The 21,705-nt window shown below is 76.2% G+C and carries 18 protein-coding genes and 1 pseudogene; 5 read left to right on the top strand and 14 right to left on the bottom strand.

What is annotated here, in order from left to right:
* Positions 1-94: 94 nt before the first annotated feature.
* The 5 genes from EBO36_RS00975 to EBO36_RS00955 all read right to left on the bottom strand — a co-directional run bounded on the left by EBO36_RS00975 (position 95) and on the right by EBO36_RS00955 (position 5,110).
* On the bottom strand, positions 95-826 hold the full coding sequence (locus EBO36_RS00975) for a YqjF family protein (RefSeq protein ID WP_222928746.1): 732 nt from the start codon (positions 824-826) through the stop codon (positions 95-97).
* Between the two features lie 13 nt (positions 827-839).
* The gene (locus tag EBO36_RS00970) at positions 840-1,691 is read right to left on the bottom strand and encodes an SDR family oxidoreductase (protein ID WP_122822963.1); all 852 of its coding nucleotides are present in this window, start codon (positions 1,689-1,691) and stop codon (positions 840-842) included.
* A 141-nt stretch (positions 1,692-1,832) separates the two neighbouring features.
* A complete protein-coding gene (locus EBO36_RS00965; protein WP_122822962.1) occupies positions 1,833-3,431 on the bottom strand; it encodes a DUF7059 domain-containing protein in 1,599 nt (532 codons plus the stop codon).
* Positions 3,428-4,312, bottom strand: coding sequence for an NAD(P)H-hydrate dehydratase (locus EBO36_RS00960; RefSeq protein WP_187695829.1), 885 nt, complete (start codon positions 4,310-4,312; stop codon positions 3,428-3,430). The genes EBO36_RS00965 and EBO36_RS00960 overlap by 4 nt, the downstream gene beginning before the upstream one ends.
* A gap of 48 nt (positions 4,313-4,360) precedes the next feature.
* Positions 4,361-5,110 (bottom strand): histidine phosphatase family protein, encoded by a 750-nt coding sequence (locus EBO36_RS00955; RefSeq protein WP_122822961.1) that lies wholly within the window; start codon positions 5,108-5,110, stop codon positions 4,361-4,363.
* Between the two features lie 123 nt (positions 5,111-5,233).
* On the opposite strand from EBO36_RS00955, the gene EBO36_RS00950 reads away from it, so the two are divergent.
* The gene (locus EBO36_RS00950; protein WP_122822960.1) at positions 5,234-7,282 is read left to right on the top strand and encodes a 5'-nucleotidase C-terminal domain-containing protein; all 2,049 of its coding nucleotides are present in this window, start codon (positions 5,234-5,236) and stop codon (positions 7,280-7,282) included.
* A gap of 434 nt (positions 7,283-7,716) precedes the next feature.
* Here the strand turns inward: EBO36_RS00950 and EBO36_RS00945 are convergent, their stop codons facing one another.
* Positions 7,717-10,026: a sodium-translocating pyrophosphatase gene (locus tag EBO36_RS00945; RefSeq protein ID WP_122822959.1), complete on the bottom strand. Its 2,310-nt coding sequence runs from the start codon at positions 10,024-10,026 to the stop codon at positions 7,717-7,719.
* Positions 10,027-10,315: 289 nt separating this feature from the next.
* Here EBO36_RS00945 and EBO36_RS00940 point away from each other — a divergent pair, with 289 nt between their 5' ends.
* Complete coding sequence (locus EBO36_RS00940) at positions 10,316-12,751, top strand: DEAD/DEAH box helicase (RefSeq protein ID WP_122822958.1); 2,436 nt, start codon at positions 10,316-10,318, stop codon at positions 12,749-12,751.
* A gap of 111 nt (positions 12,752-12,862) precedes the next feature.
* On the opposite strand, the pseudogene EBO36_RS15820 reads toward EBO36_RS00940, so the two are convergent.
* The 8 genes and pseudogenes from EBO36_RS15820 to EBO36_RS00900 form a co-directional block, all read right to left on the bottom strand.
* A pseudogene (locus tag EBO36_RS15820) lies at positions 12,863-13,216 on the bottom strand (Rv3654c family TadE-like protein); the annotation flags it as partial.
* Positions 13,213-13,626 (bottom strand): TadE family type IV pilus minor pilin, encoded by a 414-nt coding sequence (locus EBO36_RS00930; protein ID WP_122822957.1) that lies wholly within the window; start codon positions 13,624-13,626, stop codon positions 13,213-13,215. The pseudogene EBO36_RS15820 and the gene EBO36_RS00930, both read right to left, overlap by 4 nt.
* Before the next feature lie 5 nt (positions 13,627-13,631).
* Positions 13,632-14,000, bottom strand: coding sequence for a DUF4244 domain-containing protein (locus EBO36_RS15525; protein WP_122822956.1), 369 nt, complete (start codon positions 13,998-14,000; stop codon positions 13,632-13,634).
* Between the two features lie 254 nt (positions 14,001-14,254).
* The gene (locus tag EBO36_RS00920) at positions 14,255-14,803 is read right to left on the bottom strand and encodes a type II secretion system F family protein (RefSeq protein ID WP_122822955.1); all 549 of its coding nucleotides are present in this window, start codon (positions 14,801-14,803) and stop codon (positions 14,255-14,257) included.
* Complete coding sequence (locus EBO36_RS00915) at positions 14,800-15,543, bottom strand: type II secretion system F family protein (protein WP_122822954.1); 744 nt, start codon at positions 15,541-15,543, stop codon at positions 14,800-14,802. Before EBO36_RS00915 ends, EBO36_RS00920 begins: the two co-directional genes overlap by 4 nt.
* Positions 15,540-16,706: a TadA family conjugal transfer-associated ATPase gene (locus EBO36_RS00910; RefSeq protein ID WP_122822953.1), complete on the bottom strand. Its 1,167-nt coding sequence runs from the start codon at positions 16,704-16,706 to the stop codon at positions 15,540-15,542. Before EBO36_RS00910 ends, EBO36_RS00915 begins: the two co-directional genes overlap by 4 nt.
* The gene (gene ssd, locus EBO36_RS00905; protein WP_164471261.1) at positions 16,703-17,686 is read right to left on the bottom strand and encodes a septum site-determining protein Ssd; all 984 of its coding nucleotides are present in this window, start codon (positions 17,684-17,686) and stop codon (positions 16,703-16,705) included. The genes EBO36_RS00910 and ssd overlap by 4 nt, the downstream gene beginning before the upstream one ends.
* Before the next feature lie 263 nt (positions 17,687-17,949).
* Entirely contained in the window at positions 17,950-18,831 is an 882-nt protein-coding gene (locus EBO36_RS00900) for a manganese catalase (RefSeq protein ID WP_122822951.1), read from the bottom strand.
* Between the two features lie 151 nt (positions 18,832-18,982).
* Here EBO36_RS00900 and EBO36_RS00895 point away from each other — a divergent pair, with 151 nt between their 5' ends.
* From EBO36_RS00895 to EBO36_RS00885, 3 genes are read left to right on the top strand one after another with little or no spacing between them, the layout of a single operon-like run.
* Positions 18,983-19,789 carry an HAD family hydrolase gene (locus EBO36_RS00895; protein WP_122822950.1) on the top strand — a complete coding sequence of 269 codons (807 nt, stop codon included), beginning with the start codon at positions 18,983-18,985 and terminating at the stop codon, positions 19,787-19,789.
* A gap of 40 nt (positions 19,790-19,829) precedes the next feature.
* Positions 19,830-20,633 carry a formate/nitrite transporter family protein gene (locus EBO36_RS00890; RefSeq protein WP_122822949.1) on the top strand — a complete coding sequence of 268 codons (804 nt, stop codon included), beginning with the start codon at positions 19,830-19,832 and terminating at the stop codon, positions 20,631-20,633.
* Positions 20,630-21,679, top strand: a complete 1,050-nt coding sequence (locus tag EBO36_RS00885; RefSeq protein WP_122822948.1) for a hypothetical protein — start codon at positions 20,630-20,632, stop codon at positions 21,677-21,679. The genes EBO36_RS00890 and EBO36_RS00885 overlap by 4 nt, the downstream gene beginning before the upstream one ends.
* Positions 21,680-21,705 lie beyond the last annotated feature (26 nt).

Raw genomic sequence — 21,705 nt, 5'->3', positions numbered from 1 at the left:
GCCTCTATCGTGCACGCCGCCCGGGCCGCCGGGTCCCCGGGCCGCCGTGTTCCTGCCCACCCCGGTTCGACGCGCGCCCGCCCTTCCTCGCGCGTCAGCCGGCGGGGCGAGGCGGGCCGAGGCGCACGTGCACCCCCGGGGAGAAGTGGACCATCGGCCTTCCCGTGGGTGCGGGCAGCCCGCACGCCCGCAGGAGGGAGTCGCCGTCGACCCGCGCCGTCGCCTCGTGAAGCGGCCATGGCTCGTGCTCGGCCGGGACCCGCCACAGGCGGCCGGCGCGGCGGCTGAACGCCCACCACCGGGCCGTGAGCGCGACGGCGAGCTCCCCGGGTGCGGTGATCCGCGGGCCCACCTCGACCTGGGCCCGCAGGCCGACGCCGGTGTCGCCGCGCCCCCCGAGGGGGCGGCGGGCGCTGCGGTAGGCCACCCGGCTGCCCGGCCGGTCGGTCGCCATGGCGATGTCCGCCCAGCGGTACGGCAGCCCGAGCGCCCGCAGCGCCGCGATGAACGGCAGCCGCGGGCACTCGAGGGAGAAGAACCAGATGCCGGCCGTCCCGTCCGGCGTGCGCGTGTAGGTGCGCACGTTCACCTCCGGGAAGGTGGACAGGTGCGGGACGGCCGGGAGGCCGGGGACCCGGACGTCGCGCATGCGGAACGGCGTGACGCCCACCCAGGCCCGGCCCTCGTAGGCCTGCACGGTCAGCCCCGGGGGCAGGAGCGCCTGGACGACGTCGGCCGGGTAGGACCAGTGGAGGAAGGTGAGGTCCTCCCACACGTGGAGGTTCACCGGTACCCCCACGCGGTGCGGGGCGACCTCGGTGCTCACGGCCGTGCCCGGGTCAGAACACCGGCTGGCCACCGGTGACGCCGAGGACGGTGCCCGAGACGTAGCTGGCCTCGTCGCTGCCGAGGTAGACGAACGCCGTCGCCACCTCGATCGGCTGGCCGACGCGCCCCAGCGGCGTCTGCTCGCCGAAGGACTCCACCTTCTCGGGCGGCATCGTCGCGGGGATGAGGGGCGTCCAGATCGGGCCCGGGGCCACCGCGTTGACGCGGATCCCGCGGGGGCCGAGCTGAGCGGCGAGGTTGACCATGAGGTTGTTGAGCGCGGCCTTCGTCGCCGCGTAGTCGAGCAGGGGCTCGGAGGGCTGGAAGGCCTGGATCGACGTCGTGATGATGATGCTCGCCCCCTCCTGCAGGTGCGGGACGAGGGCCTTGACCAGCCAGAACGTGGCGAACACGTTGGTGGTGAAGGTGCGCTCGATCTGCCCCGCGGGGAAGTCCTCGATCCCGCCCGGCTGCGCCATCTGGAAGGCGGCGTTGCTCACGACGATGTCGATGCCGCCCAGGGCGTCGATGGCCTTCCGGGCGAGCTCGACGTTGGCCTCCTCGGTGCGCTGGTCGGTGGGGAGCAGGACGCAGGTGCGTCCGGCGGCCTCGACCTGGCGCCGCGTCTCCTCGGCGTCGTCGTTCTCCTGCGGCAGGAAGGCGATGGCGACGTCCGCGCCCTCCTTCGCGTAGGCGATGGCCGTGGCGCGGCCGATGCCGGAGTCGCCGCCCGTGATGAGCGCGCGCTTGCCGACGAGGCGCTCACGGCCGGTGTAGCTCGTCTCGCCGTGGTCGGGGGCGGGGTCGAGGGCCGCGGTCTCGCCGGGCCACTGCTGGGTCTGCGCGGGGATCTCGGAGGTCATGCGGTCATCGTGCCGAGGGTGGACCGGCCCCGCATCCGGAGGCGTGACCGTCCTCCCTCCGCTCGTGATCATGGAGAAGCGCTGGGCGGGGGACCCCGCGTTCCTGCACGCGCACCACGGGGTGCCGAGCACCCGCGCGGGTCAGGACGGCGTCGGCGCGAGGAGCCCGTCGAGGACGAGCCCGCGCACCTGCGGCACGATCTCGCCGACGACGTCGTCCGTGGGCGCCTCGAGGAGTGCCGCCACGGCGCCGACGATCTGCCCCAGCGTGAGGTCGCCGTCGCAGGCGCCCACCACGGCGGCGAGCGCGGTGCCCGCCTGGACGGTCCGGCCGAGGCCGCCTCCCTGGCGCAGGAGGATGACCTCGGGGTCCAGCGCACCGGGCCGCAGGTAGCGCTCCTCGGTGACGTCGGGGGCCACCGCGAGCGTGCTGCCCAGCAGCGCGGCGTCGTCGCGGTCGGCGAGCCAGTCCTGGGCGGCGAGGACCGCGGCGACATGGCCACCGAGGGGCTGACGGACGTCGCCGGTGATCGACTCCAGGCGGTGCCAGGGCGTCCGGGTCGCCGCCGGCCGCCGCAGGGTGAGGTAGCCGAACCCCACGCCCTCGACGCCCCGCGCCTCGAAGTCGCCGATCCACGCGTCGTACGCCGCCTCGTACCGTCCCCGGTCGGCGCCCGCCCGCAGGCCGCCGTCACGCAGCCAGGTCTCGACGTACTCGGCGGGGTCGAGGAGCTCGCGCTGGACCACCCACCCGTCCAGCCCCGAGTCGGCGAGCCAGGCCCCGACGCGCTCGCGCCAGTCCTCCCCCACCCGGTGCTCCCAGTTCCCCAGCAGCTGCGCCACGCCGCCGGGCGCGAGGTGCTCCCCGACCCCGACGACGAGGTCGCGGACGAGGTCGTCCCCGCCGCGGCCGCCGTCGCGGTACTCCATCGCCGGCAGCCCGGCCGCGCGGGCGGCGGGCGGGGTGATGACGAACGGGGGGTTGGAGACGACGAGGTCGAACCGGTCCCCGGCGACCGGCTCGAGCAGGGACCCCTCCCGCAGGTCGAGGCCGACGCCGGCGAGCGCCGCGTTGAACGCGGCGAACGCGAGGGCGCGGGCGGAGAGGTCGGTGGCGACGACGTCGGCGCAGTGCCGCGCCGCGTGCAGGGCCTGGATCCCGCACCCGGTGCCGAGGTCGAGGGCACGCCGGCGCGGCGTGCGGACGGTCACCTGGGCGAGGGTGAGGGACGCCCCGCCGATGCCGAGGACGTGGTCGGCGGCCAGGGGCGCGCCGGTGGCGGCCTCACCGAGGTCGGAGGCGACCCACCAGGTGGCCTCGCCGCCGGCGTCCGTGGCGGCGTAGGGGCGCAGGTCGCACCGGGCACGGACCTCGTCCTCGCCGTCGGCGCCGGCGGCGCCCACCAGCCCCAGCCGCTCGGCGCCGGCGGTCCCCAGGGTGGGGAGGGCGGCGTCGAGCTCCCGACGCCGCACGGTGTCGCCGAGGAGGAAGGTCCGCACGACGGCGGCAGCCGGCGCCGAGGAGGCCCGCGCGGCCCGGAGCGCCGGGACCCGCTGCTCGCGGTGGAGGGCCGCGTCGGCGACCGGGCCGAGCAGGCCGGTCACCTCGTCGACGGCGTACGCGCCCAGGTCGGTGCGGGCGGCGGCGAGGAGCGCGGCGTCGTCGGAGCGCGGTGCGGGCGCAGAGCCTCCGGCGGGCGCGGAGCCTCCGGCGGGCGCCGAGCCGAACGAGGCCGTCACGCCCCGCTCAGCTCGGTGAGCACGTGCGGCAGCTCGGGGAGCAGCTCCCGGGCGAGGAAGCCCACGCGGCCCACGCCCGCCGCGAGGCGGTCCCCGGCGGCGGCGTGCAGGTGCGAGGCCCAGACCACCGCCTGGAGCGGGTCCGCACCGCGGGCCAGGAGGCCGACGAGGGCGCCGGCGAGCACGTCCCCGCTGCCCGAGGTGCCGAGCCCCCGCTCGCCCGTGGTCTTCTCCCACAGGACGCCGCCCGGCGCGGCGACGAAGTCCCCGCAGGAGACGACGGCGTCGTAGCGCCCCGCGATGGTCGTCGCGGCGGCGGCGAGGTCCTCGACGTCGTCGACGCCAAGGAGGAACGCGGCCTCGCCGCTGTTGGGGGTGAGCAGGAGGCGGCCGCGCAGGCGGTCCGCCGCGTCACCGAGCTGGGAGAGCGCACCGACGGCGAACGCGTCGAGGACGACGGGCACCTCCGGTCCGACGCGCTCGGCGATGCCCCGGACGAGCCGGACGGTGCCCTCCGGGTCGTCGAGGCCCGGGCCGACGAGCAGGGCCGCGGCGCCGGAGAGCACGCGCTCGAGGGCGTCGAGCCCGCCACCCGTCACCGAGCCGCCCTCGTCCTCCTCGAGGCCCGTGACCCCCGCCTCGGGCAGCGCCACGGCGACGGCGGTGGCCACCGAGGCTGCGACCCCCACGGTGAGCTTGCCGGCCCCCACCCGCAGCGCCGCCAGCCCGGCGAGCATGACGGCGCCGGGGGTGCCACGGGAGCCGCCCAGCACGAGCACCTGGCCGCGCTCGTACTTCGACGCCCCGGGCGCGGGCAGCGGCCACGCCCGCAGCGCGGTCGGCGTGATGGGACGGGGGACGTCCTGTGCGGCGTCGTTCATCGGTTCAGCACCCATCGGTCCGTCGCTCACCGGTCGTCGGTTCGTCGTTCATCGGTCGGAGGTTCGTCGTTCATCGGTCGTCGCGGGCTGGGCCGTCACCGGTGCCCCCTGGTCGACCAGGTGGTCGGCGAGGTTGTAGTGGACGAGCGACCACTGGTCCTCGTCCTCGGCGCGCACGAGCCGGGTCACCGAGGCGTTGCGCACGCTGGAGGTGCGTCCGACCTCGAGGACGCTGGCCTCGTCCATCCCCTCGCACACGTAGCGGAAGACGAGGATGACGGCGTCGTGGCAGGTGATGAGGACCCGGCGGTGGTGACGCTGGCGCTCGAGGTCGGCGAGCACCGAGCGCACCCGCAGGGCCATGTCGGCCCACGACTCCCCGCCCGGCGGGCGGTAGTAGAACTTGCCGAGCCACTCCCGCCGCTCGGCCTCCTCGGGGTAGCGCCGGCGGATCCCCGCGCCGGTGAGCGTGTCGGTGATGCCGAGGTCGCGGTCGCGCAGCCGCTCGTCGATGCGCAGCGGCGGGGTGAACCCGGCGACGTCGAACGCGCCGCGGGCGGTGTCGAGGGCCCGCCGGTACGGGGAGGACCAGACGGCGTCCGGGCGCTCGTCGGGGCCCAGGTCGCCGAGCCACCGGCCCAGCGCCTGGGCCTGCTCGACCCCCGTCGCGGACAGCTCGACGTCGGCGTCACGGGCCGGTACCTCGATGACCTCGGCGCCGCTGCGGTAGGCCCGCGCCGCGGCGACGTTGCCCGCGCTCTCACCGTGACGGACGAGAAGCAGCTCGGTTGCACCCATGGGTCGCAACGTAACGGAGCGCGGTCCGGCATGCCCGCCGGTGACGGTGTCGTACGTCACCGCTAACCTCACCCTGTCCCCTCACCGCCCGACCCGGGCTCATCTCGAAGGACCACACACTCGATGATCACTGCTGATCGCAGACCCACCCGCCGCCTCGTCCCCGTGACGGCCCTCTCCCTGCTGCTCGCCGGCGGCGCCGTGCCGGCCGGTGCCGCCGTCGAGGACGAGACCCTCGACCTCACCCTGCTCGCGACCACCGACGTCCACGGCCACGTCTACAACTGGGACTACTTCGCCGACGGCCCGTACGAGGACTCCGAGGACATCCTCGGACTCACCCGGGTCGCCTCGGTCGTCCAGGACGTCCGCGCGGCCCAGGGCGAGGAGTCCGTCGTCGTCCTCGACAACGGCGACGCCATCCAGGGCACGCCGCTCACCTACTACTACGGCATGGGCGACGGCGCCGACGACGTCCTCTCCGGGGCGCTCACCCACCCCATGGCCCAGGCCTTCAACCACATCGGCTACGACGCCCAGGTGGTGGGCAACCACGAGTACAACTACGGCCTGGAGATGCTCGCCGCCTACGACGAGGACCTCGACGCCCCGCTGCTCGGCGCCAACGTCCTCGAGGCGGGCACGGACGAGCCGTACCACGAGCCCTACACGCTCATCGAGCGGACCATCGACGGCGAGCAGGTGACCGTCGGGGTCATCGGGCTCGTCACGCCGGGCGTGCGCTACTGGGACAAGCAGCACGTCGAGGGGGTCCTCGACTTCCAGGACATGGTCACCGCCGCCCAGCGCTGGGTGCCGGTCGTGGAGGCACAGGCCGACGTCGTCGTCGTCCTCGCCCACACCGGCGAGGGCAACGTCGCCAACGAGGACTACGACCCCGCGCTGCTGCCCGAGGACGTCATCAACAACATCGCCTACTTCGCCCCCGGCATCGACGTCCTCGTCGCCGGGCACTCCCACGAGGACGTGCCGCAGCAGGTCTACACGAACATCGAGGGCGACCCGGTCCTCATGACCCAGCCCAGCTCCTGGGCCCGCAGCGTCACCGAGACCTCCCTCACGCTCGTCCCCGAGGGCGACGGCTGGCAGGTGGACTGGTCGCAGGCCAACGCGCCGACGGCGGTCGCGCACTACGGCTCCGAGACCGAGGAGGACCCCGCGCTCGCCGAGGCGCTGCGCGAGGAGCACGAGACGACGGTCGACTACGTCAACACCCCGGTGGCCCAGTCGGTGACCGAGCTGCCGGCGGCGACGTCGCGGTACGAGGACACCCCGATCATCGACTTCATCAACCACGTGCAGGCCCAGACCGTCGACGCGGCGCTGGAGGGCACCGAGTACGCCGACGCCACCGTCATCTCCCAGGCGTCGCCGTTCTCCCGCACCGCCGTGTTCCCCGAGGGCGAGGTGACGATCCGCGACATCGCCAGCCTCTACATCTACGAGAACACCCTGCGCGCGGTCGAGCTCACCGGGGCCCAGCTGCAGGACTACCTCGAGTACTCCGCCCGGTACTTCGCCCAGGTGGCCGAGGGCGCGGAGTTCGACCCCGAGACCGGGACGAACGCCGCCTACCCCGACCGTCCCGACGGCGTCCCGGACTACAACTACGACGTCGTCTCCGGCCTGGAGTACTACATCGACATCTCCCAGCCGGTGGGCGAGCGGATCGTCGACCTGTCCTACCCTGACGGCACGCCGGTCGGCGACGACGACGTGTTCGTCATGGCCCTCAACAACTACCGCCAGAGCGGCGGCGGGGCGTTCCCGCACGTGGCCGAGGCACCCGTGGTCTACGACGAGCTCCTCGAGATCCGTCAGCTGCTCATCGACTGGGCGTCCGAGCGTGGGGTCATCGACCCGGTCGACTTCGCCGCCGAGAACTGGTGGCTGGTGACGGCGGCCGACCAGGTCCCCGTCGACCCGACGCCGCAGCCCACCGAGCCGGCGGAGCCGACCCAGGAGCCCACCACGGCTCCGGCGCCGACCGGGGCACCGTCCCCGACGGCGGACGTGCCGGCCCCCGGCGGCCCCGGCGGGCGCCTGCCCGAGACCGGTGCGGGGACGACGGCCGGCCTGGCCGGCACGGCGCTCCTGCTCCTCATCGGCGCGGGCGCCGTGCTCGCCACCCGGCGGCGGGTGCAGGGCTGACCACCGGTCTTCCCCTCTAGCCACCCCACCCGCCTCCGTCCTCGCGTCCCCGCCCCGTGATCGTGCAGAACCGCGGGGCGCGGCCGGGGGCGGCACTACCCACCACCCCACCCCCGTGATCCTCGAGGGCGGGATCACCCGATGAGAAGCGGGCCGGACATCGCGCACCAGCGCCCCGTCCGGCCCGCTTCCGCGTCTCGCCGCGGTGGGGTCGCCGCCCCCGCGGTGGGGTCGCCGCCCCCGCGCTGAGTTCGATAGTTCAGAGCCGAGTTCGCTAGTTCTGACTAGCGAACTCGGCACAACATGGCGAACTCGGCGCGGCGCGGCGGCGAACTCGGCGCAACATGGCGAACTCGGCAGCGGCGCCGCGATCAAGCACGACTCAGCACGGTGCGTGACCCGGCGGAGCGCCGGGGCCCCACCACCGCCGCGGCTCAGCCCAGCGTCGCGCTCTCGTGCTCGGCGCGCGCCTCGTTCTCGGCGTCGACCCGGGCGGCACGCAGCCGCGACGCGATGACGGCGCCGAAGGCCACCGCCGCTGCCACGAGCGCGATCCCCACCCGCAGGGCGTGGTTGGCGTCCTCCGGCACGCTCATCTGGACGACCGCCGGGGCGATGAGCACGGCGACGAGGTTCATCACCTTGATGAGCGGGTTGATGGCGGGGCCGGCGGTGTCCTTGAACGGGTCGCCGACGGTGTCCCCGATGACGACGGCGGCGTGCGCCTCGGTGCCCTTCCCGCCGTGGTGCCCGTCCTCGACGATCTTCTTGGCGTTGTCCCACGTCCCGCCGGCGTTGGACAGGAAGACGGCCATGAGGACGCCGGCAGCGATCGCCCCGGCGAGGAACCCGGCGAGGGGGCCGACGCCCAGGCCGAACCCGACGGCGATGGGCGCGAACGCGGCGAGCAGCCCCGGGGTGGCGAGCTCGCGCAGCGAGTCCCGCGTGCAGATGTCGACGACGCGCCCGTACTGGGGGCGGACCTCGCCGGTCATGATCCCGGGGAACTCGTGGAACTGGCGGCGCACCTCGAAGACGATGGCGCCCGCGGCGCGGGTCACGGCGTCGATCGCCAGGCCCGAGAAGAGGAAGACCGTGGCCGCGCCGAGGATGACGCCGACGAGCGTCACCGGCGAGATGATGCTGTAGCTGAGCATGGCCGCCACCACGCCGCCCGCGCCCTGGGTGCCGGCGGCGATGATCTCCTCGAGCGACTCGGCGACGGCCGCTGCGTAGGCCCCGAAGAGGGCGGTGGCGGCGAGGACCGCCGTCGCGATGGCGATCCCCTTGGTGATCGCCTTGGTGGTGTTGCCCACGGCGTCGAGGTCGGTGAGCGTCTGCGCCCCCTCCGGGCCCACCTCCCCGGACATCTCCGCGATGCCCTGCGCGTTGTCCGAGACCGGGCCGAAGGTGTCCATGGCGACGATGACACCGACCGTGGTGAGCAGCCCGCAGCCCGCGAGCGCCACGAGGAAGAGCGAGAGGGCGACCGAGCCGCCGGCGATGAGGAAGACGCCGCAGATCGCGGCGGCGATGATCCCCGCGGTGTAGACGGCCGACTCGAACCCCACCCCGATGCCGGAGAGGACGACGGTGGCCGCCCCGGTGCGCGAGGTGGCGGCCACGTGGAGGGTGGGCTTCGACGTCGTGCCCGTGAAGTAGCCGGTCACCCAGAGGATGACGCCGGCCAGGACGACGCCGATGACGACGGCGGCCGAGGCGACGAGCCGCGGGTCACCGGGGTGCGCCGCGAGGCCCTCGCTGACGCCGTCGAACGCGGCGAACGACGACGGGAGGTAGACGAACGCCGCCACGGCGGCGAGCCCGGCGCCCACGAGCGCCGAGACGTAGAACCCGCGGTAGATCGCCCGGAGGCCGTTCTCGTTCCCGCGGACGCGGGTGATGGCCACGCCGAGCACGGCGACGACGGCCCCGATCGCCGTGACGATGAGGGGGAAGATGATCCCCTGCTCGCCGACGGCGGCCTTCCCGAGGAGCAGGGATGCCACGAGCATGACGGCGTAGGACTCGAAGAGGTCCGCGGCCATGCCGGCGCAGTCGCCGACGTTGTCCCCGACGTTGTCGGCGATCGTCGCGGCGTTGCGGGGGTCGTCCTCCGGGATGCCCCGCTCGACCTTCCCCACGAGGTCGGCGCCGACGTCGGCGGCCTTGGTGAAGATGCCGCCGCCCACGCGCATGAACATGGCGAGCAGCGCGGCGCCGAAGCCGAAGCCCTCGAGCACGGCGGGGGCGTCACCGCGGTAGATGAGGACGACGCCGGCGGCGCCGAGCAGCCCCAGGCCGACGACGGACATCCCGACGACGCCGCCGGTGCGGAACGCGATGCGGGCCCCCTCGGTGCGCCCGCCGGGGTACTGCGCGGCGGCGGCCACCCGCAGGTTGGCGCGCACGGCGAGCCACATGCCGAGGTAGCCGATCGCGGCGGAGAACCCGGCGCCGAAGAGGAACGCCACCGCGCGCCCGATCTTGATGCCGCTGTCCCCGGGGAGCAGGAACAGCAGGGCGCAGACGACGACGGCGAAGAGCGCCAGGGTGCGGAACTGCCGGTTGAGGTAGGCGGCGGCGCCCTCCTGGATGGCGAGGGCGATGCGTTGCATCGCGGGCGACCCCTCGTCGGCGGCGAGCACCTGCCGGCGCAGCACGACGGCGACGCCGAGGGCACCCACCGCGATGACCGCGACGATCCCCACGATGGTCAGGCTTGAAGCACCCAGCTCGAGCATCCGGCCTCCTCGGCAGCGCGGCGCACCGACGTCGTCAGGCGTCGGTGCCCGGTCGTGGACGGGCGGGGCGTGCACGCGCCACCCGGAGTCGTTGCCGGAGTCTACGCATGGGAACGTGGCCTGAGTCACATCTCGTGCGCCCTTGGTCGCAGGTGTAGCCAAATGGTCGGGTCGCGCGACGCGGGGCCGGGGCACCCGAAACCGCTCACGCCCCCGGCCGCCTCGTGGTACCGGCCGGCGCACGCCCGGCCCCGCCCCCACCGACGCGCCCATCGGCGATGATGGTGGGGTGCCCACCCCTGACGTCCTGGCGCTGCTGCGCCGCCTCGGTGAGCACGACGGTCGCCTCGTCCACCTCGAGCAGATCCCGCCCCGCCCCGGGGTGACGGTCCCGTGGCCCGAGTGGGCGGACGAGGGCGTCGTCGCCGGCTACCGGCGGATGGGGGTCGACGCCCCCTGGGCTCACCAGGTGGAGGCCGCCGAGGCGGCCTGGCGCGGGACCCACACCGTCATCGCCACGTCGACGGGGTCGGGCAAGTCGCTCGCAGCGTGGCTGCCCGTCCTCAGCGGCATCCGCACGGCCACCCAGGCCCGGGGGGCCGCGAGCCTCGGGCGACGGCCGGGCACGCTCTACCTCTCCCCCACCAAGGCCCTGGCCGCCGACCAGCTCGCCGGGCTCGAGCGGCTCCTCGCGGCGGCCGAGGTCCGCGACGTCCGCGTGACGACGTGCGACGGCGACACCCCCATGGAGGAGCGGGACTGGGCGCGCGAGCACGCGCACGTCGTGCTCACCAACCCGGACTTCCTCCACTACTCGCTGCTGCCCGGCCACCGGCGCTGGCAGCGGCTGCTCCGCGGGTTGCGCTACGTCGTCGTCGACGAGTGCCACGCCTACCGGGGGGTCCTGGGGGCGCACGTCGCGCTCGTCCTGCGGCGCCTCCTGCGCCTGGCCGAGCACTACGGCTCCCACCCCACGGTCATCGCCGCGTCGGCGACGACGGGGGAACCCGAGCTGACGGCCGCGCGCCTCATCGGCGTGGAGCCGGCCCAGGTCCACGCCGTCACCACGGACACCGCTCCCGCGGGGCGGCGCTCGGTCGCCCTGTGGCAGCCGGCGCTGACCCCCGGGTGGGCCGCCGCCTGGCCCGGGGAGGGGGTACCCCTGCCGGACGCGCCCCCGGAGGAGGACGCCGCGGCGGACGGGCCGCGCCGCAGCGCGACGAGCGAGGCGGCGGACCTCCTCGCGGACCTCGTCGTGGCCGGGGCGCGCACGCTCGTCTTCGTCCGCTCGCGGTACGGCGCGGAGGTCATCGCCGAGCAGACCCGCGCCCATCTGAGCCCCGTGGACCCCGCCCTGGCCGCTCGCGTGGCCGCCTACCGGGGCGGCTACCTCCCGGAGGAGCGGCGCGCGCTCGAGGCCGCGGTACGCAGTGGTGAGCTCCTCGCCCTCGCCACGACGAACGCGCTCGAGCTGGGCGTCGACATCGCCGGCCTCGACGCCGTGCTCATCGCCGGGTGGCCGGGCACCCGCGTCTCCCTGTGGCAGCAGGCGGGGCGCGCGGGCCGAGCCGGCGCGGAGGGCGTCGCCGTCCTCATCGCCAGCGCCGACCCGCTCGACTCCTACCTCGTCCACCACCCCGAGGCCGTGTTCGGGCAGGGCGTGGAGGCGACCGCGTTCGACCCGACCAACCCCTACGTCCTGGCCCCCCACCTGTGCGCGGCCGCCGCCGAGCTCCCCCTCACCGACCCTGACCTCGGCCGGTTCGGCCTGTCCGACGACGCACTGCTCACCGAGCTGGCGACCCGGGGGCTCCTGCGCCGCCGGCCAGCCGGGTGGTTCTGGAACTTCACCCGGCCGGAGCGCGCCACCGACCTCACGGACCTGCGCGGCGGCGCGGGCGGCACCGTCCAGCTCGTCGAGACCGGCACCGGCACCGTGCTCGGGACGGTCGACGCCGCGCGCGCCGACGCCACGGTCCACCCCGGGGCCGTGTACCTGCACCAGGGCCGCACGTACGTCGTCGACTCGCTCGAGGACGACGTCGCCCTCGTCCACCGCGAGGAGGACGTCGCCTTCCGCACCAAGGCCCGCAGCTCCTCGCACGTGCGGATCGTCGCCCCGCGGGAGAGCGAGGACTGGCGGTCCCCGTCCGGCGAGCGGGTCCGCTGGTCGTTCGGCGCCGTGGAGGTCACCTCGCAGGTGACCGGCTACGACCGCCGGCGGGTCCCCGGCATGGACATCGTCGGTTCCTACCCGCTCGAGGCGCCCGAGCGGACCCTGGAGACGACGGCGGTGTGGTGGACGGTCGACCCGGCCGCCCTCGAGGCCGCCGGAGTCGGTGCCGCCGACCTCCCCGGCGCGCTGCACGCGGCCGAGCACGCGTCCATCGGCCTGCTGCCGCTGCTCGCCACGTGCGACCGCTGGGACATCGGGGGGCTCTCGACCGCCCTCCACCCGGACACCGGTGAGGCGACGGTCTTCGTCTACGACGGGTACCCCGGCGGCGCGGGTTTCGCCGAGCGCGGCTACCGCGCGGCGCGCGAGTGGATGACGGCGACCCTCGGGGCGATCGAGTCCTGCGGCTGCGCGGACGGCTGCCCCAGCTGCGTGCAGTCGCCGAAGTGCGGCAACGGCAACTCGCCGCTGGACAAGGCGGCCGCCGCGCGCGTGCTCACGCTCCTCCTGCGGTGCGCGCCGGCGGGCCGCCCGGTCGCGTCCCGCTAACCCCGCCCGGAGTCCGTAGGCCCGTCCCTCCCGGCACCCCGCGGCGCAGTCCCGGCCGCGCGCACCACCACGATCCCCGCCTGGCTGGGCCCGACCCGCCGGTCCGGCGCGCGCCCTGGCCCGCGCAGCGAGGCCGTCCGGCAGGCCGGGCACCGACAGCGGGACCTCGGCGCGGACGACGACCTCATCCCCGGCGACGGCGCACGCCACCATCCCCGCGCCGTTGGCGGACACCACCGTGGCGGCTGCCGCGCAGGCCACCGCCGCGTTCCCACCCGGGCGGTGCAGCGCCTGCCCGGCCGCCAGGGCGCCGAGGTCGGCGGCCGTCTGGGCGGCGCCCCGGGCGTGCGCGGCGCGCCCGAGGCCGGCAACAGCGAGCGCCAGCACGATCGCGACGGCGATGACGCCCAGCCCGAGGACGGTCCCGCTGCCCCGGTCGCGGCCCCCTACCGCCGGGGCGCTCACGGCCCCGCCCCTGGTGCGCCGTCCGGTTCGGCCGGGGTCCGTGCGGTGGCCGTCGCCCGTAGGCCGTCCCAGCCGAGGCCGACGGCCACCGGCCGGGTCACCGTGACGACCACCCAGCCGTCCTCCACCCCCACGACGACGTCGGCGGCGGGCCCGGCCAGCTCCTGCACCACCTGCGTGACCACGGCAGGCTGCTCGCCGAGCGCCGCCGCCCGCGCCCCGGCGCGGGCAGCGTCGGCACAGCGCACGTGGGTGACCGCCGCCGCCCCGGCCGTGAGCACCACGACCAGGACGAGGACGACGGCGGGCAGGGCCAGGGCGAGCTCGGCCGTGACGGTTCCCCGCTCGCGTGCGCCGCTGCGCCGGAGCCCGCCCGCGCGCCGCACCCGCCCCGCCCCTGCCGCCGGCATCGCTCTCACCCGACCTGCAGCGCCTGCCGGATGATCCCCAGCAGCATCCCGCGCACCTCGGCGCTGCGCAGGATGACGAGGAGCAAGCCCGCGAAGGCCGCCGCCGCGAGCGTGGCGATCGCGTACTCCGCCGTCGCCATGCCCGCCTGCGGCCGGGCGGCGAGCGCGCCCGCCCGCGCCGCGAGCCCGGTCCAGGCTCCCGCCACCGCGCGTCGCACGGCGCGGCCGGCGGCCGGCCACCGGTCACCGGCAGGCACGGGGGGCCGGGGACGCCACCGCGTCCACGCCCCTCGCCCGCCGACCCGCGACGGCTGGCGCACCGCCGGGTCCGGCACCGTCGGGGCGGCCGCCTGCCACATCGTCGTCCGTCTCATGGGGACCTCCTCTGTTGCGTCCGTCCGCGTCTCGGCCGGCTCGAGGACACCCTGCGCCGGGGCGCCGTCATCGCGACGGCGGGTGGGAGCGAACTGTGGGTGGGCCAACCGCACCCGGCCCTGTGCGGCACTCGCCGCCCTACCGCGCGCCACCCCCGGCGGCCCGCACGGCGCAGTCCCGGGCTGGACTGGTCCGCGCACCGCTCGCGACCGGCCGGGGGCCTCCCCACCCGCCCAAGCCCGGGCGCGACCGTTCAGGGCGCGAGGATCGCGCCACCGGCGGCGAGGAGCACCGGCACGATGCCGAGCAGGACGAAGGCGGGGAGGAAGCACAGCCCCAGGGGCAGGACCAGCCGCACGCCCAGGCGCGCGGCGTCCTCCCGCGCCTGCCGGTGGCGCCGGGCCCGGATCCCCTCCGCGGCGCGGGCGACCAGCGTGTCCGGGGCGGCGCCGTCGACCCAGGCGGGCTCGAGCGCACGGCCGACGTGCTGGGCGACCGGTGGGCTCGAGTGCCACGCGTCCGGCCAGGGAGCGCCGAGCACGAGGGCGACGCCGGCCGAGCGCAGCGCGCGCCCCACCTCGTCGTCCTCCCCCACTGCCCGGCCGAGCGCCTGGAGCACCGCGGGAACCGAGGCGCCCGCCGCCATGGCCGCCCCCGCGAGGTCGAGGAGCACGGCAGCGTCGACGGGCGACGGCACCAGGGCGCGCCGCCGCGGCGGCGCCGGCGTCACCGGTCGGCGGACGGACCCCCAGGGCAGCGCGGCGAGGACCGCGAGGAGCGCGAGCGCGCCGAGCCCGTTCACCGCCGGGAGCCCCGCTCCGCGGCGGCGACGAGGGCCGCGGTCCACCGCCGGCCGACGAGGAGCAGCGCCCCGCCCGCGACGAGGCAGGCGCTCCCCCACGCCCCGTCGCGCAGGGTGGTGAGGGGGTCCGCACCGAGCGAGGACCCGAGCAGCAGCCCGACCACGGGCAGCCACCCGAGGATGCGGGCCGTGCTCGCCGGCCCCGCCAGCGCCACCCGGCGGGCACCGGCGGCCGCGGTGGCCTCGGTGATCCCGTGCGCGCACCGGTCGAGGACGTCGGCGAGCGGGGCACCGAGCTCGTGGCTGAGCCGGCAGGCGACGACGACGGCGGCCACCGCCGCCCGGTCGTCGCTGCGCGGTCCGGCTCGGGCGGCGAGGTCCGTCAGCGCCCGGGGTACGCCGTCGGCGTCCGGCCCCGCGCGGGCCGTGTCGGCAAGGTCGAGGCCCGCGCGGGCGAGCGTGGCGCCCCACGCCGCGTCGACACTCGCCCCGGACCGCAGCCGGGTCGCCACCTCGGTCACGAGGACCCCGACGTCGGGCAACGCGGAGTGCCGCCGCCGGGGCAGGGCGTGGCGCAGCCGTGCGAGCCGCCCGCGAGGCAGCGCGTCGGCGGTGCCCGCGCGGGCGAGCACGCCCGCGCGCGGCCCCCGGAGCCCCTCGCCGATCCGTGGTCGCCGCAGCGGGGCACGGACGAGGACAGCCAGGCACAGCAGGCCGACGGCGGCGGTCAGCGCGCTCACCGCGCGTCCTCCGCCAGCGCCGCGTCGAGCCGCGTGGCGAGGCGCGGCCACGCCGGGCCCTCCTGGACCCGGCCGTCGGCCCCGACGGTGAGCGCGAGGTCGCACGTGAGCTCGTCACCCCGCCGGGCCAGCAGCGCGACCTCGACGAGGCGCCGGGCGCCGGCGCGGCGGCGCAGGTGCAGCACGGCGTCGAGGGCGCTGACCGCCTGCACCGCCACCGCCTGCTCCGACATGCCCGCGAGCGCGCCGAGCGCGAGCAGCCGGGCCGGGACGTCCGCGGACGCGTTGGCGTGGACGGTCGCCCACCCGCCGTCGTGGCCGGTGTTGAGGGCGCCGAGGACCTCGCGCACCTCGGCTCCACGGCACTCCCCCAGGACGAGGCGGTCCGGGCGCATCCGCATGGCGGCGCGCACCAGCTCCGCCATCGAGACCGCCCCGGCGTCCTGCACGTTGGCCCGCCGCACCTGGAGGTGGACGACGTGCGGGTGGTCGGGCCGGAGCTCGGTCGCCTCCTCGATGCAGACGATGCGCTCGCCCGGCCCGACGAGGGAGAGCATCGAGGCGAGCAGCGTCGTCTTGCCGGTGCCCGTGGCCCCGCTGACGAGGACGTTCGCGCGGCACCGCACGAGGGCCCGCAGGACCGGTGCCACCTGCGGGGCCACCGTCCCGGAGGCGACGAGCTCGGCGAGGGAGAACGCCCGGGTCCGCAGCGTCCGCAGACTGATGAGCGTCCCGGTCGCGGACAGCGGGGGCAGCACGGCGTGCAGGCGGGTGCCGTCGGGCAGCGACCCGTCGACCACCGGGCAGGCGTCGTCGAGCCGCTGACCGCAGGCCGCAGCGAGGCGGGTGGCGAGGGCGCGGACCTCGCGCTCCGTCCCTACGACGGTGTCCACCCGTTCGAGGCCGGCGCCTCGGTCCACCCATGTCCCGGCCGCGCCGTTGACGAGGACGTCCGTGACCGCGGGGTCCTCGAGCAGGGGCTGAAGCACCTCCCCCGCGCCGAGGAGCTCGGCCCGGGTGGACCGCTCGAGCGCGAGCAGCGCCTGCAGCCCCAGCGGCCCGTCCGCCACCCGCACGCCACGGCTGACAGCGAGCGCGTCAGGGACCGCACCAGCCCCGGCCAGCTCCTCGCGCACCCCGGCGACGCCGCTCCGCTCGCTCACCCCGGGAGGCCTATCTCCCGCAGGAGGCGCCGCGCCGCGGCGGCAAGCGGCCCGCGGCGCTGGTCCCCGGGAGCAGCCCCCCGCTCGACGCCGGCGGCGAGCGCGCGCTCAGGACGCATCGCGACCACGTGCGCCACGCCGGCCGCATCGGCGACGTCGTCGGCGGTCAGCCCGCCCCCCGAGCGGGCGACGAGGTGGAGCGCGGCCCCGCTGGGCCCGAGCGTGCGGACGGCCGCGGCCGCGGCGGCCGCCGAACGGAGGTCGGTCCCCGCCACGAGCACGACGTCGGAGCACAGGCCGAGCCAGGGCGGCGCCGACGCTGGGGCGAGCACCTGCCGGGGCAGGTCGAGGACGAGGAGGTCCACGGCGCGACCCAACGCCCGCAGCCCCGCGTCCACGACGGCGTCGTCGGGGGCCACGCCCGCGCGGACGTCCGTGGACAGCACCCGCACGGAGTGCCAGGCCGGCAGGGCGAGCGTCAGCCGGTCCGGCGGGAACCCGCCCCGCTCGGTGAGCACGTCCGCCCACCGAGGGCCGGGGTCGTGCTCGATCCCCAGCAGCACGTCGACGCCTCCGCCGCCGGGGTCGAGGTCGGCCAGGGCGGTGGGGACGCCGGCCCCGACCGCGAGGCGCGCGAGGGCGGCGGCCAGGACGGAGGCCCCCGCACCGCCGACCGCACCCACGACGCCGAGCACCCGCGCCCGTTCGGGAGCGCCGGCCTCGGTGAGCACGCCCAGCAGGGCCTCGGCCTCCGACGGCAGGCGGAGGACGCCGGGCCCGGTGTGCGCACCGTCCGCGGCAACCTCGACGGCGGGCCCGACGGTGTCCCGCGGCCCGCGTCCGCCCCCGACGTCGTCGACGAGGAGCGCGTGGGGCGGCGGCACGGCCCCCGACGGGACGACGAGCACCTCCACCCCGGCGAGCGCGGCGAGCCGGCGGACGTGCTCGACGACGGCGGCGTCGCCCGAGCGCACGGCCACGGCGGCCCCTCGCCCGGCCGTCCCGGCCCCGCGCGGCCGCCCGCCGGCGCGTCCGCCGGCCCGTCCGCCGGCCCGTCCGCCGGCGCCCGAACGCGCCCCGCCGTCCTCGTCACCGCTCCGCGTCACCGCGCTCACCCCTCTTCTCGGGGAGGAGCGTGCAACGGGCCACCCCCGCTGCGAGGCAGCGGGGTGGCCCGTTGTGGATCTAGCGGCGTGGGGGTGCGCTGTGGAGGCTCGGCCTGCCGCGCACGGTCCCCGTCGCCTTACTCCCGGCGGAGCTTGTCCTGCACCGAGCCGGCGATCTTCTCCATGGTGTTGGGGAGGTCGGTCGTCCCGTAGTACCGCGCGTCAGGGCGGGTGGGCGGGGGCATCGGGGCCGTCGTCGTCGGCCCGTCGTGGTAAGTGAACTCACCGTTGCCGTCCGGCGTGGGGCCGGAGGCCCAGCTGCCCTCGGAGGCGTGCTTGCCGTTGGAGAAGTTGAGGTACTGGTAGGAGACCTCGGTGAACTCCTTCTTCTGCGGGAAGTTGCTCGGCACGGGCAGCTTCTCCATCCCCTCCTCCTTGAGCTCCTCGATGGCCCGCAGCCACTGGTTCTGGTGCATGGTGTCGCGGGCGAGGAGGAAGGACAGCAAGTCGCGCACGCCGGAGTCGTCGGTCATGTGGTAGAGCCGCGCCGCCTGGACCCGGCCCTGCATCTCCGCGTTGGCGTTGGCGGTGAAGTCCGCGAGCAGGTTGCCGCTGGAGGTGATGTACGAGCCCTGCCAGGGGTTGCCGTTGGAGTCCACCGGCCGCGCGCCCGCGCCGGCGACGATGGCGTGCTGGACGTCCATGCCGCCGATGATCGCGGCGACCGTGGGGTCGGACTGCACGGCGTCCTCGGTGATCCCGAGCGGCGCCTTCTCGAGGAGCTGGGCGATCATCGTCGCGAGCATCTCGACGTGGCCGAACTCCTCCGCACCGATGCCGAAGACGAGGTCCCGGTACTTGCCGGGCAGGTGCATGTTCCAGCCCTGGAACGCGTACTGCATGGCGACGGAGATCTCGCCGTACTGCCCGCCGAGGACCTCCTGGAGCTTGCGCGCGTAGACCGCGTCGGGCTTGTCCGGGGTCGACTTGAACTGCAGTTCTTGCTTATGGAAGAACATTCTTCGCCTCTCGCTGGTTCTTCGGGTCACCCCACTGGCGGCGCGCCGAGGCGTGGTCAGACGGGGGACCTGAGAGTCACACACGCCCCTGTGCCCTGCATCTCGAGCCGCAGCGGCGTGGCTAGGCTGGCCCGGGCGGAAGGAGGACGACGTGCACACGGACCGGCGGACCCGACGGGCGGCGTTCTTCGACCTCGACAAGACGGTCATCGCCACCTCGTCGACGATGGCGTTCTCCACGCCCTTCTACCGGGGCGGCCTCCTCACGCGCGCCGGCGTGCTGCGCGGGTTGTACGCCCAGCTCGGCTACCTCGCCGTCGGCGCGGACCACGACCAGACCGAGCGCATGAAGGACCGCCTCGCTGACCTCGTGCGCGGCTGGGACGTGGCCCGGACCGAGGCGATCGTCGCCGAGGCGCTCCACGAGCGGATCGAGCCGGTGGTCTACGCGGAGGCCATCGACCTCATCGACGCCCACCACGCCGACGGCGACGACGTCGTCGTCGTGTCCGCCTCGAGCGAGGCCGTCGTCCGCCCGATCGCGGCCATGCTCGGCGCGGACCACGTCATCGCCAGCCGCCTCGCGACCAACGGCGGCCGCTACACCGGCGACCTCGACTACTACGCCTACGGCCCGGCGAAGGCGGAGGCCGTCGAGGAGGCCGCCGACCGGCACGGCTACGACCTCGCCGCGAGCTGGGCCTACTCCGACTCCGTCACGGACCTGCCCATGCTCTCGGCCGTCGGGCACCCGGTGGCGGTCAACCCCGACCGCGCCCTGCGTCGCGAGGCGCTGGCGCGCGGCTGGGAGATCCGCGACTTCGCCCGCCCGGTCCCGCTGCGCCCCCGCATCGGCCGCCGGACCTCCGCCGGGCTCGTACTCGCCGTCGCCGTCGCCGGGGCGGCCGGGTGGTGGCTGCTGCGTCGCGCGGCCGGGCAGGGCCCCGACCTGACGTAGGTCCCGGCCGGCGCGCCCCCGGGAACGGGACAATCATCGGGTGCTCACCCTGACCGACGCGTTGGCCCTGCAGGGCGACGCCGCCCTCGCCAAGACCGCCGCCGCCCGCTCACCGGGCCGTTACCTCGTCTCCGGCGCGCTCGCCGGCGCATACATCGGCCTCGCCGTCATCCTCATGCTCACCGCCGCGGGGCCCCTGGACGCCGCCGGGTCGGAGTGGACCCCGCTCGTCCAGGGCGCCGTCTTCGGGATCGGCCTCGTCCTCGTCGTCTTCGCCGGGGGCGAGCTCGGCACCAGCGCCATGATGATCCTCGCCCAGGGCGTCATGCTCCGCCGCGTGCGGCCGGGCCGCGCCGCCGGCACGCTCGCGCTCGGGCTCGGCGGCAACCTCCTCGGCGCCCTCCTCCTGGCGTTCGTGGTGCACGGCGCGGGGACCACCGCGCCGGGCACCAGCGCAGGGGAGATGCTCGCGCACTACGTGGCGAAGAAGTCCGCCGCCACCGGGAGCGAGCTCTTCTTCCGCGCCGTCCTGTGCAACGTCCTCGTGTGCGTGGCCGTCTGGGCGGCCAGCCGGATGACGACGGAGATCGGCAAGATCGTCGTCCTGGCCTGGTGCCTGTTCGCCTTCGTCACCGCCGGTTTCGAGCACGTGGTCGCCAACATGACGACCTTCGCCCTGGGCCTGCTGCACGGCGTCCCGGACGCGACGGTCGCCGAGGCGCTGCGCAACCTCCTCGTCGTCGGGGCGGGCAACCTCGTCGGCGGCGCCGTCGTCGTGGGCGCCGCCTACGTCGTCATCGCCGGACGCCGGACGGAGGGGGCCACTACAGTCGGGACACGATGAGCACCCAGGCGGCGGACGAGACCGACTCGACGAGCGACGCCGCGGCGGGGCGGGCCACCCGCCCGGCGCCCGGCGCGCCGCGCCCCCCGGTGCCCCCGCGCTCCCGGCTCGCCGACCACCTCCTCACCGGTGTCCTCGCACCGCTCCTCACCGCCGGCGCCCTGTGGTTCTTCGCCCGCGGCGCGGCGCAGACCGCCCACGGCCGGACCGGTGCGGCGGACTACCCCGACGGCGTGTGGGCCCTCACCGCCGCCGCGCTCCTCCTCGCCGCGGTGGCGCTGTCCGCCCGCTGGTCGACCGTGGGCCTGAGCATCAGCGGCGGCCTCGTCCTCGCCGCCGGCGTCGTCGCCTGGGCGTGGCCCGCGGGCGTCGAGATGGTCCTCGACCCCGCCGCGGGCACCGTCCCCTCCCTGCGCGACGGCCTCGAGCTCCTGCTCGCGACGGGCACGGCCATCGTGCTCGGCGCCGTCATGAGCGCCCTCGCGGCCGGCGTCCACGGTGCCCGCCGGGCCGGTCGCGCCCGCGAGCGCAGCGAGGCGGCGCTCACCCCCGCGCGCGGAGCCGGGTCCCCGCCGCGCACGGCGCCCGTGCCCCCGCGGTCACGGGCCGGGGCCCACACCGCCGCGGTCATCGGCGGCGTCCTGCTGCCCCCGTTGGCCGTCCTCGTCCTCTACGCGACGACGCCGATCCTCGCCGACGCGGGCGTGCGCGAGGCCCCAGGGGAGGCCGCCCTCCAGGGGCTCGCCGCGCTGGTCCTCGCGCTGGTCGCCGGTTCGGTGGCGGTCTCGAGCATCGGCGCGCTCGTCGGCGGCGCCCTGTGGGGCCTGGGCCTGGGGAGCTACCTCCTCCTGCGCGGGCCGGACCTGCCCGGCCTGGACGCGCTCGGGCTCGGCGAGTCGGCGGGCTCCGTCGAGCTCGCCACCATCGGGGTGCTGCCCGTCGTCGGCGCGGTGCTCGTCGCCGGCGCCGTCGCCGCGCACGAGGCCCGGCGCGCCGGGGCACGGCACGAGCGCGCGGAGCTCGCGGCCCGACCCAGCCGCGGCTGAGCGGCGATCGCCCGGCGACGCGCCGA

The sequence above is a fragment of the Georgenia faecalis genome, from assembly GCF_003710105.1.
GTDB classification, from domain to species: Bacteria; Actinomycetota; Actinomycetes; order Actinomycetales; family Actinomycetaceae; genus Georgenia_A; species Georgenia_A faecalis.
Note: the sequence above shows the minus strand (reverse complement) of the source record. Positions and strands in the feature narration are given on the sequence as shown.

Coding starts and splice junctions, on each gene's coding strand:
- EBO36_RS00960 (WP_187695829.1), bottom strand. CDS start 4,312: ATGAACGACGCCGCACAGGACGTCCCCCGTCCCATCACGCCGACCGCG.
- EBO36_RS00950 (WP_122822960.1), top strand. CDS start 5,234: ATGATCACTGCTGATCGCAGACCCACCCGCCGCCTCGTCCCCGTGACG.
- EBO36_RS00885 (WP_122822948.1), top strand. CDS start 20,630: ATGAGCACCCAGGCGGCGGACGAGACCGACTCGACGAGCGACGCCGCG.
- EBO36_RS15525 (WP_122822956.1), bottom strand. CDS start 14,000: ATGAGACGGACGACGATGTGGCAGGCGGCCGCCCCGACGGTGCCGGAC.
- EBO36_RS00970 (WP_122822963.1), bottom strand. CDS start 1,691: ATGACCTCCGAGATCCCCGCGCAGACCCAGCAGTGGCCCGGCGAGACC.
- EBO36_RS00945 (WP_122822959.1), bottom strand. CDS start 10,026: ATGCTCGAGCTGGGTGCTTCAAGCCTGACCATCGTGGGGATCGTCGCG.
- EBO36_RS00930 (WP_122822957.1), bottom strand. CDS start 13,626: ATGCCGGCGGCAGGGGCGGGGCGGGTGCGGCGCGCGGGCGGGCTCCGG.
- EBO36_RS00955 (WP_122822961.1), bottom strand. CDS start 5,110: ATGGGTGCAACCGAGCTGCTTCTCGTCCGTCACGGTGAGAGCGCGGGC.
- EBO36_RS00900 (WP_122822951.1), bottom strand. CDS start 18,831: ATGTTCTTCCATAAGCAAGAACTGCAGTTCAAGTCGACCCCGGACAAG.